This window comes from Paracoccus denitrificans (genome assembly GCF_900100045.1).
In the GTDB taxonomy this organism is placed as follows: domain Bacteria; phylum Pseudomonadota; class Alphaproteobacteria; order Rhodobacterales; family Rhodobacteraceae; genus Paracoccus; species Paracoccus denitrificans.
Map to the genome: position 1 here is coordinate 68116 of NZ_FNEA01000016.1, position 15022 is coordinate 83137.

The following is a 15022-nucleotide window of genomic DNA, read 5'->3' on the forward strand; positions in this document are numbered from 1 at the left end:
CGGAGCGTGGCCGGCTGCGCTTTTCGCCATTTTCCAGACGCATCTCGATTGTCGCGGAACTGTTACATTCCTTTCGCATAACCGTCGCACCGGCGTTCTAGAGAACGCACAGGCCGAATCCGGCCCCATGGAAATGTCAGGAGTGATCCTATGAAATCCGCGAAACTCACCGTGTCGGCGCTGGCCGTGATCGCTGCCTCGGCCACGGTGGCTGCCGCCCGCGACCAGATCCAGGTCTCGGGCTCGTCCACGGTGCTGCCCTATTCCACCATCGTCGCCGAAGCCTTCGGCGAGAACACCGATTTCCCGACCCCGGTGGTCGAATCGGGCGGCTCCTCGGCCGGCCTGAAGAAATTCTGCGAGGGTGTGGGCGACAACACCATCGACATCGCCAATGCCAGCCGCCCGATCAAGGAAAGCGAGATCGAGGCCTGCAAGGCCGCCGGCGTGACCGACATCATGGAAGTCCGCATCGGCTATGACGGCATCGTCTTTGCCAGCGATATCGGCGGCAACGATTTCGCCTTTACCCCGGCCGACTGGTTCAACGCGCTGGCCGCCGAGATCGTGGTCGACGGCAAGGTCGTCCCGAACCCCCATACCAAGTGGAACGAGATCCGCTCGGACCTGCCCGACCAGGAAATCCTGGCCTTCGTGCCCGGCACCAAGCACGGCACCCGCGAGGTCTTCGAGGAAAAGGTGATCGCCGCGGGCTGCGAGGAATCGGGCGCCGCCGAGGTCCTGAAGGCCGAGAAGGGCGAGGACGAGGGCGCATCGGCCTGCATGGCGCTGCGCACCGACGGCAAGTCCATCGACATCGACGGCGACTATACCGAGACCCTGGCCCGCATCCAGTCGGCCAAGAACGGCATCGGCGTCTTCGGCCTGTCCTTCTATGAAAACAACACCGACAAGCTGAAGGTCGCGACCATCGCCGGCGTCCAGCCCTCGACCGAGAGCATCGCCTCGGGCGAATACCCGGTTTCGCGCCCGCTGTTCTTCTATGTCAAGAAACAGCATATCGACACCGTGCCGGGGCTGAAGGAATTCGCGGAATTCTTCGTCTCGGACGAACTCGCGGGGCCTGACGGGCCGCTGGCCGCCTATGGCCTGGTGGCGGACCCGGAACTGGCGACGACGCAGGCGGCCGTCGCCGACGAAGCGACCCTCGCCCAGTGATCCGCCCGGCGCGGGGGCGTGTTCCCCGCGCCGCTTCCCTTCCCTGTTCCGAGGGCTCACATGCCTGTCTCATGGACCTTGCTGCTCGTCCTTGCCCTTGCCGGCGCGGGCTATTTCGTCACCCGCGCGCGCGTCGTCGCGCTGGCCGGGGGCGACGTGCGGCGGCTGCATTCGCGGCCCAGCTATCACGGCTGGAACGCGGCGCTGCTGACGGCGCTGCCGGCGCTGTTCCTGATCGCCATCTGGCGCTTTGTGCAACCGGCCGCGAATGCGACGCCCGTCGCGATCCTGGCGCTGGTCCTGGCCGCTGCCGGGCTTGGCTTCGCGCTTGTCCGCAGCGCGCCGGGCTTCCGGGCCCGCAATGCGGTCGAAAGCATGGTCAAGGGCCTGCTGATCCTGTGTTCCAGCATCGCCATCCTGACCACCGCCGGGATCGTCTTTTCGATGCTGTTCGAATCGGGGCATTTCTTCCGGCAGTATCCCTGGCATGACTTCTTCTTCGGCACCACATGGTCGCCGCGCTTCGGCGGCGGCTCGCAGCTGGGCATCCTGCCGCTGCTGTGGGGCACGCTCTACATCTCGCTGATCGCGCTGGCGGTTTCGGTGCCGATCGGGCTGTTCGCGGCGATCTACATGTCCGAATACGCCTCGCCCCGGCTGCGCGGGGTCGCCAAGCCGATGATCGAGGTGCTGGCCGGCATCCCGACCATCGTCTACGGCCTTTTCGCGCTGATCACCGTGGGCCCGATGCTGCGCGACTATTTCGCCCAGCCGCTGGGCCTGGGCAATTCCGGCTCGTCGGTGATGACGGCGGGGCTGGTCATGGGCATCATGCTGATCCCCTTCGTCAGCTCGCTTTCAGACGACATCATTAACGCGGTGCCGCAATCCTTGCGCGACGGCGCGCTGGGGCTTGGCTCGACGCAATCGGAAACCGTGCGCAAGGTGGTGCTGCCCGCCGCCCTGCCGGGCATCGTGGGCGCCGTCCTGCTGGCCGCCTCGCGCGCCATCGGTGAGACGATGATCGTCGTCCTGGGCGCGGGCGCCGCCGCCCGCATGGACCTGAACCCGTTCGAGGCGATGACCACGATCACCGTCAAGATCGTCAGCCAGCTGACCGGCGACAACGACTTCGCCGCACCCGAGACGCTGGTCGCCTTCGCGCTTGGCCTGACCCTGTTCGTCATCACGCTGGGGCTGAACATCGTCGCCCTCTACGTCGTGCGCAAATACCGGGAGCAATACGAATGAGCGATGCAACCCTCGACGGCGCGCAGCCCCGGTCCTCGCTGCTGGTCGCCGATCCGCGCACCCGCAAGCGCAACGCCGCCGAGGCGCGGTTCCGCGCCTATGGGCTGGGCGCCATCGTGATCTCGATGATCATGCTGGTGATCCTGCTCTTTACCATCGTCACCGGCGGCGTCGGCGCCTTTCGGCAGACTTATCTGGAAATCCCGGTGGCGCTGGATGCGGCGCAGCTGGACAAGAACGGCAATCGCGACCCCGCGGACATCCGCAAGGTCCTGACCCTGACCTATGGCAAGATCCTGGAGCAGTCGCTGCAACAGGCCATCGCCGACAAGGGCATCGCCGTCGCCGAGCTGTCGGCCAAGGACGTCTCGAACCTGATCTCCAAGGAGGCTTCGGCGCAGCTGCGCAATCGCGTGTTGGCCGATCCCGAACTGATCGGCCAGACCGTCGAGGCCCGCGTGCTGGTGAACGGCCGGGTGGACGGCTATTACAAGGGCCGCGTCAGCATGGAGAGTGCTGCGCGCGACGCCAATACCTCGCCGGCGCAGTTGCAGCTTGCCGATGCGCTGAAGGCGCAGGGCATGCTGGCGACGGAGTGGAACTGGTCCTTCCTGACCAGCCCCGACGCCTCGGACCAGCGCCCCGAGGCCGCGGGGGTGGGCATCGCCATCCTCGGCTCGCTCTACATGATGCTGGTGGTGCTGGCGCTCGCGGTGCCGATCGGCGTCGCCGCCTCGATCTATCTCGAGGAATTCGCACCCAAGAACCGCTGGACCGACATCATCGAGGTCAACATCTCGAACCTCGCGGCGGTGCCCTCCATCGTCTTCGGCATCCTGGGCCTTGCCGCCTTCATCAACTTCGCCGGCCTGCCGCAATCGGCGCCCATCGTCGGCGGCCTGGTGCTGACGCTGATGACGCTGCCGACGATCATCATCGCCACCCGCGCCGCGCTGAAGGCGGTGCCGCCCTCGATCCGCGACGCGGCGCTGGGGGTCGGGGCCTCGAAGATGCAGTCGGTGTTCCACCACGTCCTGCCGCTGGCCATGCCGGGCATCCTGACCGGCACCATCATCGGCCTGGCGCAGGCGCTTGGCGAGACCGCGCCGCTGCTGCTGATCGGCATGGTGGCCTTCGTCAAGAACTTCCCCTCGGCGCCGCCGGACGGGCTGTTCGAGCCGGCCTCGGCCCTGCCGGTCCAGGTCTATAACTGGACCCAACGCGCCGACCCCGCCTTCATCGAGCGTGCCTCGGGGGCGATCATCGTGCTGCTGGCGTTCCTGCTCTGCATGAACCTGCTTGCCATTCTCCTGCGCCGCAAGTTCGAGCGCCGGTGGTAATCCCGGGAAGGAGACCCGATATGAACGACATGAGACTTCTGGAGCGCAGCGTGGACCAGACGGAAATCAAGATCTCGGCGCGGGACGTGCAGGTCTGGTATGGCGAAAAGCACGCGATCAGGGACGTGAACGTCGACCTGCTGGACAAGACCGTGACCGCCTTCATCGGTCCTTCGGGTTGCGGGAAGTCGACCTTCCTGCGCTGCCTGAACCGCATGAACGACACCATCGACATCAGCCGGGTCGAGGGCAAGATCATGCTGGACGGCGAGGACATCTATGACAAGCGCGTGGACCCCGTGCAGCTGCGCGCCCGCGTCGGCATGGTGTTCCAGAAACCGAACCCCTTCCCGAAATCGATCTATGACAACGTGGCCTACGGTCCCCGCATCCACGGCCTGGCACGCAACCGCGCCGAGCTGGACGAGATCGTCGAGAAATCGCTGCGCGGCGCCGCGCTGTGGAACGAGGTCAAGGACCGGCTCGCCGATCCCGGCACCGGCCTGTCGGGCGGCCAGCAGCAACGGCTTTGCATCGCCCGCGCCGTGGCGACCCAGCCCGAAGTGCTCTTGATGGACGAGCCCTGCTCGGCGCTGGACCCGATCGCCACCAGCCAGGTCGAGGAACTGATCGACCAGCTGCGCGCCGAATTCTCGGTGGTGATCGTGACCCATTCCATGCAGCAGGCGGCGCGCGTCAGCCAGAAGACCGCCTTCTTCCACCTGGGCAATCTGGTGGAATACGGCAATACCGACGACATTTTCACCAATCCGCGCGATCCGCGCACCGAAAGCTATATCTCGGGCCGCATCGGCTAGGCCGGACAGGAGCTGACATGAACAACGAACGCCATATCCTCTCTGCCTTCGACCGCGACCTGGAAACCGTGCAGGCGCTGGTCGTCAAGATGGGCGGCATGGTCGAAAGCGCCATCCACGACGCCGCCATCGCGCTGGAGACCCGCGACGGCGAACTGGCCGACGACATCCGCCGCCGCGACAAGGCCGTCGACGCGCTGGAGCACCAGATCAACGAGGAGGCAGCGCGCCTGATCGCGCTGCGCGCACCGCGGGCGACCGACCTGCGCATGGTGCTGTCGGTCATCAAGATCTCGCATATCCTCGAGCGCGTGGGCGATTACGCCAAGAACATCGCCAAGCGCAGCGACGTTCTGGCCGAGATGCCCGCCATCGAGGGCGCCGGCATGGCGCTGCGCCGCATGTCCGCCACGGTCGAGGCGATGATGAAGGACGCCCTGGACAGCTATATCCAGCGCGACGCCGCGCTGGCCGCCGACGTGCGCAAGCGCGACCTGGAGGTGGACCAGATGTATAACGCGCTGTTTCGCGAGTTCCTGACCCATATGATGGAGGATCCGCGCAACATCACCGCCTGCATGCACCTGCATTTCATCGCCAAGAACATCGAGCGCATGGGCGACCATGCCACCGGCATCGCCGAGCAGGTGATCTATCTGGCCACCGGCGAACTGCCCGACGAGCCGCGGCCCAAGGGTGAAAGCGTGCCGCGCATGGAGGGGGCCTGATCCATGGCGCAGACCCAACCCTGTGTCCTGGTCGTCGAGGACGAAGGCGCACAGCGCGAGGTGCTGAAATACAACCTCGAGGCCGAGGGCTTCGACGTGGTGCTGGCCGAGAACGGCGACGAGGCGATGCTGCTGGTCGCCGAGGAGCAGCCCGACCTGATCGTGCTGGACTGGATGCTGCCCAATGTCAGCGGCATCGAGATCTGCCGCCGGGTCAAGGCCGACCCCTCGACGCGCCAGATCCCGATCATCATGCTGTCGGCGCGCTCCGAAGAGGTGGACCGGGTGCGCGGGCTGGAGACGGGCGCGGACGACTATGTGGTCAAGCCCTATTCCGTGGTCGAGCTGATGGCGCGGCTGCGCACCCAACTGCGCCGCACCCGCCCGGCCTCGATGGGCGAAAGGCTCAGCTTTGCCGACATCATCCTGGATGCGGGCGAGCATCGGGTGTTCCGCGCCGGCCAGCCGGTGCATCTGGGCCCGACCGAGTTCCGCCTGCTTTCCACGCTGATGGAGAAGCCCGGCCGGGTCTGGACGCGCGAGCAACTGCTGGACCGGGTCTGGGGCCGCGACATCTATGTCGATACCCGCACCATCGACGTGCATGTCGGGCGGCTGCGCAAGGCGCTGATGGCCAATGGCGGCAACAACCCGGTGCGCACGGTGCGCGGCACCGGCTATTCGCTGGGCTGAGCCGGCACGGCCGGACAGACGAAGCCCGGGCTTGCCGGGCAAGCGAAAACCGCGGGGTCGCCCCCGCGGTTTCCTTTTCGGGTCGGCGCAGTCAGTTCTGCGCCAGCAGGTCGGTGATCCGGCGCACGGCGACGCGGCGGTTCTGCCGCTCGGGCCCGTCGGTCGGCACCAGCAGGAACTGCTCGCCATAGCCCTGCACCACCATGTTTTCGGGCGGCACCTGGAAATATTCCGTCAAGGCCAGCGCCACCGATTCCGCGCGGCGGTCCGACAAGGCCAGGTTGGCGGCATCCGAGCCGACGGCGTCGGTATAGCCCTCGATCATGTAGATCTCGCGCGGGTCCTGGTCGATGCTGTCGCGGATCACCTTGCCCAGAGTCGCGAGCTCTTGCGCCTGGTCGGGGGTGATGGCCGAGGAGCCGGTGTCGAAGGTGATCTCGGGCACGTTCACCGGCGCGACCAGGGCACGCACCTCGGGAATGTTGCGGATCTGGCCCAGGCTGAAGCGGCGATCGATCGCCGCCTCGCGGCGCAGCGCCTCGCGCAGCGCGGCCTCGTCCAGCCGTTCGCGGTTGATGCGGACCGGCGGCGGCGCGGGCAGGGTCGAGATCTGCACGGGTTGCGCCTCGGTATCGTCGATGAGCCGGGTTTCCGTGCCGTCGGCGCGCATGAGCGTACGGCGCAGGATGTTCATGTTCGCGTCGCGGATGGTGACGACGCGGCTGCCATCCTCGCGCAGCACCGTGGTCCGGGTCGAGCCGTCGTCGAAGGTCTCGGTCCGCACGTTCGAGCCGGGCCGATAGAGCAGGGTGTTGTCGTCCTTGATCACCTGTTGGCTGCCGTCGGGCAGCGTGACGACGACCCGGTCGCCGGTGTTCAGCGCCACCTGCCGGTCGTTCGACAGCATCTTGCCGACCGCCATGCCAGCCGCGCCGGCCAGGAGCAGCTTGGCGATGTCCTTGACCGTATCGTCGCCGTCGTCGCGGCGGGCTTCCTCTTGCGGGGCCTCGGCCGGCTGTTGCTGTTGCAGGCCCTGCGCGACCGAAGTGGCAAATTCCTCGGCCGAACTGCGCGCGTTCTCGTCGGTGATCTGCACCTCGTTCAACTCGCCCTGGCCCTCCTCCTGCTCCTCGCCGGCCGACAGTGCGGCTGCCGCTGCGGGGGCCGCCTCTTCGGCGGCGCGCTGCGCCACGGCATTCGGCTGGGCCTGGACTTCGGGTGCCTGCACTTCTGTGGCCTGCTCGGCCTCCGGCTGTGCCTGGCCGTCGGCCTGTTCCTGCAAGCGGCCTTCCAGCTCTTGCGCGTCCGGGCGCTGGCCGTCTTCGGCGCGCTGTTCGTCGGACTGGTCCGGCTGGGGCGCGGCCTCTTGCGATTGCTCCTGCAAGCGGCGCTCCAATTCCTGCGCATCCGGTGTCTCCGTGGCCGGAGCGTCATCGGCCTGCTGTTCAGCCGGCTGGGGCGGTTCCGCCCCGGGCGCCTGGTGCGCGGCGTCGTCCTGCTGGGCGTCGGGCGCAGCCGTCGGCGGCTCGTCGGACTGTTCGGGACGCGGCTCTGCGGGCGTGGTTTCCGTCGTGGCCTGCGTCTCGGCATCCGGGGCTGCTTCGGGCTGAGCGGCGGGGCGCGAGCCTTGCGGATCGGCCGCGTCCGCCTGCGGCTTCTGTGCCGGGGCCGGATCGGTTGTGGTGACGGCGTCTGGCGTGTCGGGCTTGGGCGCGGGAAGCCCATCCTGATCCGCCGCCTGGTCGGGTTGGGCCGCCTGGGGCTTGGCCGGCGGCTCGGCGGCCTCGACCACGGGCGGCTTGGCCTGGGGTTCTTCGGCCCGCGTCACTTCGGGCTTTGCTGCGGGGGGCGAGGTCTCCTGCTCCTCGGGGGCCGCTTCGCTCCGAGGTTGCGGTTCCTGCTGATCGTCGGATGGCTGGCCGCCTTCTTGCGGCTGTTCGGGGGGCGGCTCTGCGGCTTCAGGCGCATCGGCTTGGGGCTGCGGCTCGCCGGGGCTCTCGGGCTCGGCCTGGGATTCGGCCTCTGCCTCCGCCTCTGCCGGAGCGGGTTCGGGCGCGGACTGCGGCTCCTGCGCCTGCTCGGTTTCGGGCTGGCCGGGCTGGTCCTGCGGCAGGATGACCTGTTCGCCGGTGTCGGGGGCCTGCTGGTCCTGCGCCACCGCCAGTTGCGGGGCGATCAGGGACAGGCTGGTCACGATCGCTGTCGTCGTCTTGTAGATGCGGCGCATGTCGGTCCTCTTTCCGATGGTCGCTGGATCGTTCGTCAACCTTTGGCGGAGGGCCCAGTTCCCAAACAAGCGCGTGACCGCGCCGTGATTACGGTTCAGGAGCAGTGGGCACGCGGCGGGACGGTGATGCGCATTGATTCCTCGCGGCCTTCTTGGAGGCTGGCGGTGTCGTTTCGCAAATGCTTCGGCGTGCTGAAAAAGCGGTCGGCAAAGCCCTGTTGGCGATAGCGCCGGTCGTCCATCCCGCGCGGCTCGGGGGCAGAAGCGGCTGGATCGGTCCCAACTCGGCCCTTAACCGCCGTTCAGCGCCAGCTTGCCGCCGGCGATGCGCTGCACCCGACCGGACAGTTCCAGCGCCAGGATGGCAGGCGCGAGGACGGCTGCCGGCACCCCGAGATCGCGGATCAGCATGTTTTCCTCGGTCGGGCTGGGGCCCAGCCGGGCCAGGATCCGTCCTTCCAGGTTCACCGGACCGCCCGCGTCGCGCGGCCTGCCCATCATCGGCCTGTGGTGGATGCCGTGACCCAGTTCCGCAAGCCGGCGGGCGACCGCGGCTGGTTGTCGGACCTGTACGGGCATCGCTGCCACCGCGGCGGGGGTGGCCTCGACCGGGTTTTCCGCCGGTGCCTGCTTCGCGGCTATGGGGTCGTTCGATTGCAGCGCCGCCAGCACATCGGCCGAATTGCGCACCAGGGTCGCGCCGTCGCGGATCAGCGCGTTGCAGCCGCCGGCCCGCGCATCCATCGGATGGCCCGGCACCGCCATCACCTCGCGCCCCTGGTCCAGCCCGCAGCGCGCGGTGATCAGACTGCCGGAACGATATGCAGCCTCGACCACCACCACGGCGCGCGACAGGCCCGAGATGATGCGGTTGCGGGCGGGGAAATGCCGGGCCACGGGCTCGGTTCCCGGCGGCTGTTCGGTAACGAGCAGGCCGGTTTCGCAGATTTCTTCGGCCAGGGCCGCATTCTCGCCGGGATAGATCTTGTCGATGCCGCCGGCCATGACCGCGATGGTGCCGCCATGCAGCGCGGCTTCATGCGCGATGGTGTCGATGCCGCGCGCGAGGCCCGCGACGACCGCCGCGCCCGATTGCGACAGGCCCGAGGCCATGCCGCGCGCCATGCGCAAGCCCAGCGACGAGGCGTTGCGCGCACCGATCACCGCCACCGGCATGCGCGCCAGAACCGATATGTCGCCGCGCAGCCACAGCACCGCAGGCGCATCGGCCACCTCGCGCAGCAGAGCGGGATAGTCCGGGTCGCCCCAGGTCAGAAGTCGGGCGCCGGCGCGATGGCCGGCCGCGATCTCGGCCTCGGCCGCGGCTCTGGGGCAGGGGGCGTAATCCTCGACCCCTGCGGCGCGGGCGATGGCCGGCAGGGCGGCCAATGCCGCTTCGGCGCTGCCATGCTCGTCCAGCAGCCGGTGGAAGGTCGCCGGCCCGACCCTGCGCGAGCGGATGAGGCGCAGGATGGCAAGCCCGTCCCCCTTAGGCCCGGGAGGGGTATACTGGGGATCCGAAGAAAGCAGCCTTGCCATCGTGTCCATGCCTTTGCCTCATCCGCAGGCCGAGTCATGGCATGGCAATGGTTAAGAATGGGTTAGCGGCCCAAGGAATCCTTCAAGATATTGGAATACAAGCGATTCAGGCCGCAGACCCGCCGATGGTCAGCCCGCCGATGCGCAGCGTGGGCAGGCCGACGCCGACCGGAACCCATTGGCCCTGCTTGCCGCAATTGCCGATTCCCGGGTCCAGCGACAGGTCGTTTCCGATGGCGCGAATCTGCTCCAGCGCGGTGGCGCCGTCGCCGATCAGCGTTGCGCCGCGGATCGGGTCGCCGACCTGGCCGTTCCTGACCCGATAGGCTTCGGTGCACGAGAACACGAACTTGCCGTTGGTGATGTCCACCTGCCCGCCGCCGAAGCCGACCGCATAGATGCCGTCCTCGAGTCCGGCAAGGATCGAGGCCGGATCTTCGGACCCCGCCAGCATGAAGGTGTTGGTCATGCGCGGCATGGGGGCATGGGCGTGGCTTTGCCGCCGGCCGTTGCCGGTGGGTGCCACCCCCATCAGCCGGGCGTTCTGCCGGTCCTGCATGTAGCCGACCAGAATCCCGTCCTCGATCAAGACGTTGCGGCCGGGCGGCGTGCCCTCGTCATCGACCGAGATCGAGCCGCGCCGGTCGGGAATGGTGCCGTCGTCGACGACGGTCACGCCGGGCGCCGCGACGCGCCGGCCCAGCAGCCCGGCAAAGGCGGAATGGCCCTTGCGGTTGAAATCGCCCTCGAGCCCATGGCCCACGGCCTCGTGCAGCAGGATGCCGGGCCAGCCCGGACCCAGCACCACATCCATCACTCCGGCAGGCGCGGGGACCGAGCGCAGGTTGACCAGCGCGATGCGCAGCGCCTCGCGCACCAGCCCCTGCCAGTGCTCGGGGGCGACCATGCCGGCAAGGCCGATGCGCCCGCCGCCGCCGGCGGTGCCCGACTCGCGCCGCGCGTTCGATTCGACGATCACCGAGACGTTGAGCCGTGCCATCGGCCGGATATCGGTGGCAAGCCCGCCCTCGGGGCGCAGGATCGCCACCTCCTGCACCGAGGTGGCGATGCTGGCCGAGACCTGCACCACGCGCGGGTCCAGCCCGCGTGCGAAGGCGTCGATTTCCCGCAGGAGGGCCACGCGGGCGGCGAAGGGAACGTCCTCGGCCGGGTCGATGGCGGCATAGAGCGGCCGGATCTCGCCCTCGGGCGGCAGGGCCAGCGTGCCGCCGCCGGCGCCGACCGCCAGCCGCACGGTCTGGGCCGCCTTCTTCAGCGCAGCCTCGTCGATCTCGGTCGAATGGGCATAGCCGGTGACCTCGTCCCGCACGGCACGCAGGCCGAAGCCCTGCTCGGCATCATAGCTTGCGGTGCGCAGCCGGCCGTCGTCGAAGACCAGCGCCTCGGAACGGGAGCGTTCCAGGAAAAGTTCGCCGTCATCCGCGCCGGCCAGGGCGTCGCGCAGGATGCGCAGCGCGCGGTCCTGATCGAGATGCGTCCGGAAGGGTGAAAACGAAGCGTCTGTCATGGAACCGGTCCTTGTCATGAAGCCCCGCCTAGGGCTTTTTTGACAAGAAGTCGATAGGTATGGCTTGCCCGCCGGGGTAAGATATGGTTCTGGTGCAGGACCGAATGCCGGCGGCCTCAGGACAGGGGCCTGCCGGCGGCATGATAGGCAACGGGATGGGATGATGGCAATTGCGACCAAGCGCCGCGGGGTGGCGGCGGTGATGAGCCTGGGAGTTGCGACGATGACGGCCGTGCCGGCCTTGGCGCAGGACGTGCTGGGCGATCTGCCGGTGATCGGCAAGCCGGTGAACGGCGGGATGAACTTCCAACCGGCGTCGAGCCCGCTGGCGCATGACCAGCAATGGCTGGATCATTTCGTGCTCTACATCATCACGGCCGTGACGATCTTCGTCTGCCTGCTGCTGCTGATCTGCATCGTCCGTTTCAACCGCCGGGCGAATCCGGTGCCGGCGCGCTTTACCCACAACACCCCGATCGAGGTGATCTGGACCCTGGTCCCGGTGCTGATCCTGGTGGCGATCGGGGCCTTCTCGCTGCCGATCCTGTTCCGCAGCCAGGAGATGCCGAACGATCCCGACCTGGTGATCAAGGCCATCGGCCACCAGTGGTACTGGTCCTATGAATACCCCAATGACGGCGTCGCCTTCGACGCGCTGATGCTGGAGAAAGAGGCCCTGGCCGATGCCGGCTATTCCGAGGACGAGTATCTGCTGGCGACCGACAACCCGGTCGTGGTTCCGGTCGGCAAGAAGGTCCTGGTCCAGGTGACCGCGACCGACGTGATCCACGCCTGGACCATCCCCGCCTTCGCCGTCAAGCAGGACGCCGTGCCGGGCCGCATCGCGCAGCTGTGGTTCTCGGTCGACCAGGAGGGCGTCTATTTCGGCCAGTGCTCCGAGCTTTGCGGCATCAACCACGCCTATATGCCCATCGTCGTCAAGGCGGTCAGCCAGGAGAAATACGAAGCCTGGCTTGCCGGCGCGAAAGAGGAATTCGCCGCCGACGCCTCGGACTACCTGCCCGCCAGCCCCGTCAAGCTGGCCTCGGCAGAGTAAGGCCGGGCCGTGGCCGATATCAACGCATATGAGGGGCCTGCCGAGGCGGGCTTCGGGGACTATGTCGCGCTTCTGAAGCCGCGCGTCATGTCGCTGGTGGTGTTCACGGCCTTCGTGGGGCTGTGGATCGCGCCGCAGCCGGTCAACCCCTTCGTCGCCTTCTGCGCGGTGCTGTTCATCGCGCTGGGGGGCGGGGCCTCGGGCGCCCTCAACATGTGGTATGACGCCGACATCGATGCGGTGATGCGTCGCACCGCGGGCCGTCCCGTGCCCTCGGGCCGCGTCACCTCGCAAGAGGCGCTGGCGGTCGGCATCGCGCTGTCGGGCCTGTCGGTGATGATGCTGGGGCTGGCGGCGAACTGGTTCGCGGCCGGGTTCCTGGCCTTCACCATCTTCTTCTATGCCGTGGTCTATACGATCTGGCTGAAACGCTCGACGCCGCAGAACATCGTCATCGGCGGCGCGGCCGGGGCCTTCCCGCCCATGATCGGCTGGGCCTGCGCCACCGGCGGCATCGGCATCGAGTCGCTGTTGATGTTCGCGCTGATCTTCTTCTGGACGCCGCCTCATTTCTGGGCCTTGGCGCTGTTCATGAAGGACGACTATTCCAAGGCCGGCGTGCCGATGCTGACCGTGACCCATGGCCGCAAGGTCACGCGTTGCCATATCTTCGCCTATACGCTGGTGCTCGCGCCCTTTGCGCTCTGGCTGGGCTTCACCTCGGTCGGCGGGCCGCTCTACCTGGCGGTCTCGGTGGTGCTGAATGCGCTGTTCATCGCCGGCGGCTGGCAGATCCTGCGCCGCAGCGAGGACCAGGCCCAGGCCGATGGCTACCGGGTCGAGAAGCGTTATTTCCGCCTGTCGCTCTATTACACCTTCCTGCATTTCCTGGCGCTGCTGGTCCAGCACTGGGTCGGAGGATGGTGATGCTGCCCCAGGTCGAGCATGAGTTGCACAAGCGCCGCCGCAGCCGGAACATCGGCCTGCTGGTCGTGCTGCTGGCCTTCGTCGCGCTGGTCTTCGGGCTCTCGGTGGTCAAGATCACCCAGGGCGACATGATGCAGGGCTATGACCACCGGCCGCGCGCCTCGATGCTGCCGCCCGATCCCGATCCGCCGGCGCCGAATGCCGCGCCCGTGGCCGCGCCGGGCACCCCTGCCGCCACGCAGGGCGTCACGCAGGAGGCGAACCAATGAGCGGCGGGAAGCCAAGGTCGAACACCCGCACCGTGGCCATGCTGGCCGGCGTCGTGGTGCTGATGGGTGCGCTCAGCTGGGCGGCGGTGCCGTTCTATTCCTGGTTCTGCAAGGTAACCGGCTTTGCCGGCACCACCAACGTGGCCGAGGCCGCGTCGGACACGGTGCTGGACGAAAAGATCCGGGTGCGCTTCGACGCCAATGCGGACAGCAATCTCGGCTGGACCTTCCGCCCGATGCAGCGCGAGATGGAGCTGAAGATCGGCGAGAACGCCATCGCCTTCTACGAGGCGATCAACAACACCGACGAGCCGGTGACCGGCACGGCGAGCTATAACGTGGCGCCCGATGCGGCCGGCTATTTCTTCAACAAGATTGAATGCTTCTGCTTTACCGAGCAGACCCTGCAGCCGGGGGAGCGGGTCGAGATGCCGGTCAGCTTCTTCGTCGATGCCGATCTGGTGAACGACCGCGACGCCGGTCGCATCCGCGACATCACCCTGTCCTATACCTTCCATCGGACCGATCCGCCCGCGCCCAAACAGGCGGCGCTGGACGCGAAAACGGAACCGACCGTAAACTGAGCAACAAGAACCAGCAACAGCCGGAAATGCAGCCATGGCCCATGTAAAGAACCACGACTATCAGATCCTGCCGCCATCGATCTGGCCGTTCTTCGGCGCGATCGGCGCCTTCGTGATGCTGACCGGCGCGGTCGCCTGGATGAAGGGCATCACCTTCTTCGGGCTTCCTGTCGAGGGGCCGTGGATGTTCCTGATCGGTCTGGTGGGCGTGCTCTACGTCATGTTCGGCTGGTGGGCCGATGTCGTGAACGAGGGCGAGACGGGCGAACATACCCCGGTGGTGCGCATCGGCCTGCAATACGGCTTCATCCTGTTCATCATGTCCGAGGTGATGTTCTTCGTCGCCTGGTTCTGGGCCTTCATCAAGAACGCCCTGTATCCGATGGGACCGGACAGCCCGATCAAGGACGGCGTCTGGCCGCCCGAGGGCATCGTTACCTTCGACCCCTGGCACCTGCCGCTGATCAACACGCTGATCCTGCTGCTTTCGGGCGTTGCCGTGACCTGGGCGCACCATGCCTTCGTGCATGAAGGCGATCGCAAGACCACGATCAACGGGCTGATCGTCGCGGTGATCCTGGGCGTCTGCTTCACCGGCTTGCAAGCCTATGAATACAGCCACGCGGCGTTTGGCCTGGCCGATACGGTCTATGCCGGCGCCTTCTACATGGCCACCGGGTTCCACGGTGCCCATGTCATCATCGGCACGATCTTCCTGTTCGTCTGCCTGATCCGCCTGCTCAAGGGCCAGATGACCCAGAAGCAGCATGTCGGCTTCGAGGCCGCCGCCTGGTATTGGCATTTCGTCGATGTGGTCTGGCTGTTCCTCTTTGTCGTGATCTATATCTGGGGCCGCTGATCCCGACAGAGATTTCCACGGCG

The 15022-nt window shown here is 67.3% G+C and carries 14 protein-coding genes; 11 read left to right on the forward strand and 3 right to left on the reverse strand.

The window, feature by feature from the left end:
* The first annotated feature begins 150 nt into the window (after nucleotides 1–150).
* From BLT64_RS15200 to phoB, 6 genes are read left to right on the forward strand one after another with little or no spacing between them, the layout of a single operon-like run.
* Nucleotides 151–1179: a substrate-binding domain-containing protein gene (locus tag BLT64_RS15200; RefSeq protein ID WP_011750556.1), complete on the forward strand. Its 1029-nt coding sequence runs from the start codon at nucleotides 151–153 to the stop codon at nucleotides 1177–1179.
* 60 nt (nucleotides 1180–1239) lie between these two features.
* Nucleotides 1240–2430, forward strand: coding sequence for a phosphate ABC transporter permease subunit PstC (pstC, locus tag BLT64_RS15205; RefSeq protein WP_011750555.1), 1191 nt, complete (start codon nucleotides 1240–1242; stop codon nucleotides 2428–2430).
* Complete coding sequence (pstA, locus tag BLT64_RS15210; protein WP_011750554.1) at nucleotides 2427–3770, forward strand: phosphate ABC transporter permease PstA; 1344 nt, start codon at nucleotides 2427–2429, stop codon at nucleotides 3768–3770. The genes pstC and pstA overlap by 4 nt, the downstream gene beginning before the upstream one ends.
* Nucleotides 3771–3790: 20 nt before the next feature.
* Nucleotides 3791–4588: a phosphate ABC transporter ATP-binding protein PstB gene (gene pstB, locus BLT64_RS15215; RefSeq protein ID WP_011750553.1), complete on the forward strand. Its 798-nt coding sequence runs from the start codon at nucleotides 3791–3793 to the stop codon at nucleotides 4586–4588.
* A gap of 17 nt (nucleotides 4589–4605) precedes the next feature.
* On the forward strand, nucleotides 4606–5316 hold the full coding sequence (gene phoU, locus BLT64_RS15220) for a phosphate signaling complex protein PhoU (RefSeq protein ID WP_011750552.1): 711 nt from the start codon (nucleotides 4606–4608) through the stop codon (nucleotides 5314–5316).
* 3 nt (nucleotides 5317–5319) lie between these two features.
* Complete coding sequence (phoB, locus tag BLT64_RS15225; RefSeq protein WP_011750551.1) at nucleotides 5320–6009, forward strand: phosphate regulon transcriptional regulator PhoB; 690 nt, start codon at nucleotides 5320–5322, stop codon at nucleotides 6007–6009.
* Between the two features lie 91 nt (nucleotides 6010–6100).
* Here the strand turns inward: phoB and BLT64_RS15230 are convergent, their stop codons facing one another.
* The 3 genes from BLT64_RS15230 to tldD all read right to left on the reverse strand — a co-directional run bounded on the left by BLT64_RS15230 (nucleotide 6101) and on the right by tldD (nucleotide 11303).
* Nucleotides 6101–8236, reverse strand: coding sequence for an OmpA family protein (locus BLT64_RS15230; RefSeq protein WP_011750550.1), 2136 nt, complete (start codon nucleotides 8234–8236; stop codon nucleotides 6101–6103).
* 291 nt (nucleotides 8237–8527) lie between these two features.
* Nucleotides 8528–9784, reverse strand: a complete 1257-nt coding sequence (gene dprA / locus BLT64_RS15235; protein ID WP_011750549.1) for a DNA-processing protein DprA — start codon at nucleotides 9782–9784, stop codon at nucleotides 8528–8530.
* Nucleotides 9785–9881: 97 nt separating this feature from the next.
* Nucleotides 9882–11303: a metalloprotease TldD gene (gene tldD / locus BLT64_RS15240; protein WP_041530465.1), complete on the reverse strand. Its 1422-nt coding sequence runs from the start codon at nucleotides 11301–11303 to the stop codon at nucleotides 9882–9884.
* Between the two features lie 160 nt (nucleotides 11304–11463).
* Between tldD and coxB the strand changes: the two genes are divergently transcribed.
* The 5 genes from coxB to BLT64_RS15265 are packed head-to-tail and all read left to right on the forward strand — an operon-like array spanning nucleotide 11464 to nucleotide 14999.
* Nucleotides 11464–12360 carry a cytochrome c oxidase subunit II gene (gene coxB / locus BLT64_RS15245; protein WP_011750547.1) on the forward strand — a complete coding sequence of 299 codons (897 nt, stop codon included), beginning with the start codon at nucleotides 11464–11466 and terminating at the stop codon, nucleotides 12358–12360.
* 9 nt (nucleotides 12361–12369) lie between these two features.
* Nucleotides 12370–13287: a heme o synthase gene (gene cyoE, locus BLT64_RS15250; RefSeq protein ID WP_011750546.1), complete on the forward strand. Its 918-nt coding sequence runs from the start codon at nucleotides 12370–12372 to the stop codon at nucleotides 13285–13287.
* Nucleotides 13287–13556, forward strand: a complete 270-nt coding sequence (locus tag BLT64_RS15255) for a cytochrome c oxidase system small membrane protein (RefSeq protein WP_041530670.1) — start codon at nucleotides 13287–13289, stop codon at nucleotides 13554–13556. The genes cyoE and BLT64_RS15255 overlap by 1 nt, the downstream gene beginning before the upstream one ends.
* The gene (locus BLT64_RS15260; protein WP_011750544.1) at nucleotides 13553–14140 is read left to right on the forward strand and encodes a cytochrome c oxidase assembly protein; all 588 of its coding nucleotides are present in this window, start codon (nucleotides 13553–13555) and stop codon (nucleotides 14138–14140) included. Before BLT64_RS15255 ends, BLT64_RS15260 begins: the two co-directional genes overlap by 4 nt.
* A gap of 34 nt (nucleotides 14141–14174) precedes the next feature.
* The gene (locus BLT64_RS15265; RefSeq protein ID WP_011750543.1) at nucleotides 14175–14999 is read left to right on the forward strand and encodes a cytochrome c oxidase subunit 3; all 825 of its coding nucleotides are present in this window, start codon (nucleotides 14175–14177) and stop codon (nucleotides 14997–14999) included.
* Nucleotides 15000–15022 lie beyond the last annotated feature (23 nt).

Excerpts from the sequence above, each read along its gene's own strand:
- BLT64_RS15200 (WP_011750556.1), top strand. The coding sequence starts at position 151 with ATGAAATCCGCGAAACTCACCGTGTCGGCGCTGGCCGTGATCGCTGCC.
- pstC (WP_011750555.1), top strand. The coding sequence starts at position 1,240 with ATGCCTGTCTCATGGACCTTGCTGCTCGTCCTTGCCCTTGCCGGCGCG.
- pstA (WP_011750554.1), top strand. The coding sequence starts at position 2,427 with ATGAGCGATGCAACCCTCGACGGCGCGCAGCCCCGGTCCTCGCTGCTG.
- pstB (WP_011750553.1), top strand. The coding sequence starts at position 3,791 with ATGAACGACATGAGACTTCTGGAGCGCAGCGTGGACCAGACGGAAATC.
- phoU (WP_011750552.1), top strand. The coding sequence starts at position 4,606 with ATGAACAACGAACGCCATATCCTCTCTGCCTTCGACCGCGACCTGGAA.
- phoB (WP_011750551.1), top strand. The coding sequence starts at position 5,320 with ATGGCGCAGACCCAACCCTGTGTCCTGGTCGTCGAGGACGAAGGCGCA.
- BLT64_RS15230 (WP_011750550.1), bottom strand. The coding sequence starts at position 8,236 with ATGCGCCGCATCTACAAGACGACGACAGCGATCGTGACCAGCCTGTCC.
- dprA (WP_011750549.1), bottom strand. The coding sequence starts at position 9,784 with ATGGACACGATGGCAAGGCTGCTTTCTTCGGATCCCCAGTATACCCCT.
- tldD (WP_041530465.1), bottom strand. The coding sequence starts at position 11,303 with ATGACAGACGCTTCGTTTTCACCCTTCCGGACGCATCTCGATCAGGAC.
- coxB (WP_011750547.1), top strand. The coding sequence starts at position 11,464 with ATGATGGCAATTGCGACCAAGCGCCGCGGGGTGGCGGCGGTGATGAGC.
- BLT64_RS15255 (WP_041530670.1), top strand. The coding sequence starts at position 13,287 with ATGCTGCCCCAGGTCGAGCATGAGTTGCACAAGCGCCGCCGCAGCCGG.
- BLT64_RS15260 (WP_011750544.1), top strand. The coding sequence starts at position 13,553 with ATGAGCGGCGGGAAGCCAAGGTCGAACACCCGCACCGTGGCCATGCTG.
- BLT64_RS15265 (WP_011750543.1), top strand. The coding sequence starts at position 14,175 with ATGGCCCATGTAAAGAACCACGACTATCAGATCCTGCCGCCATCGATC.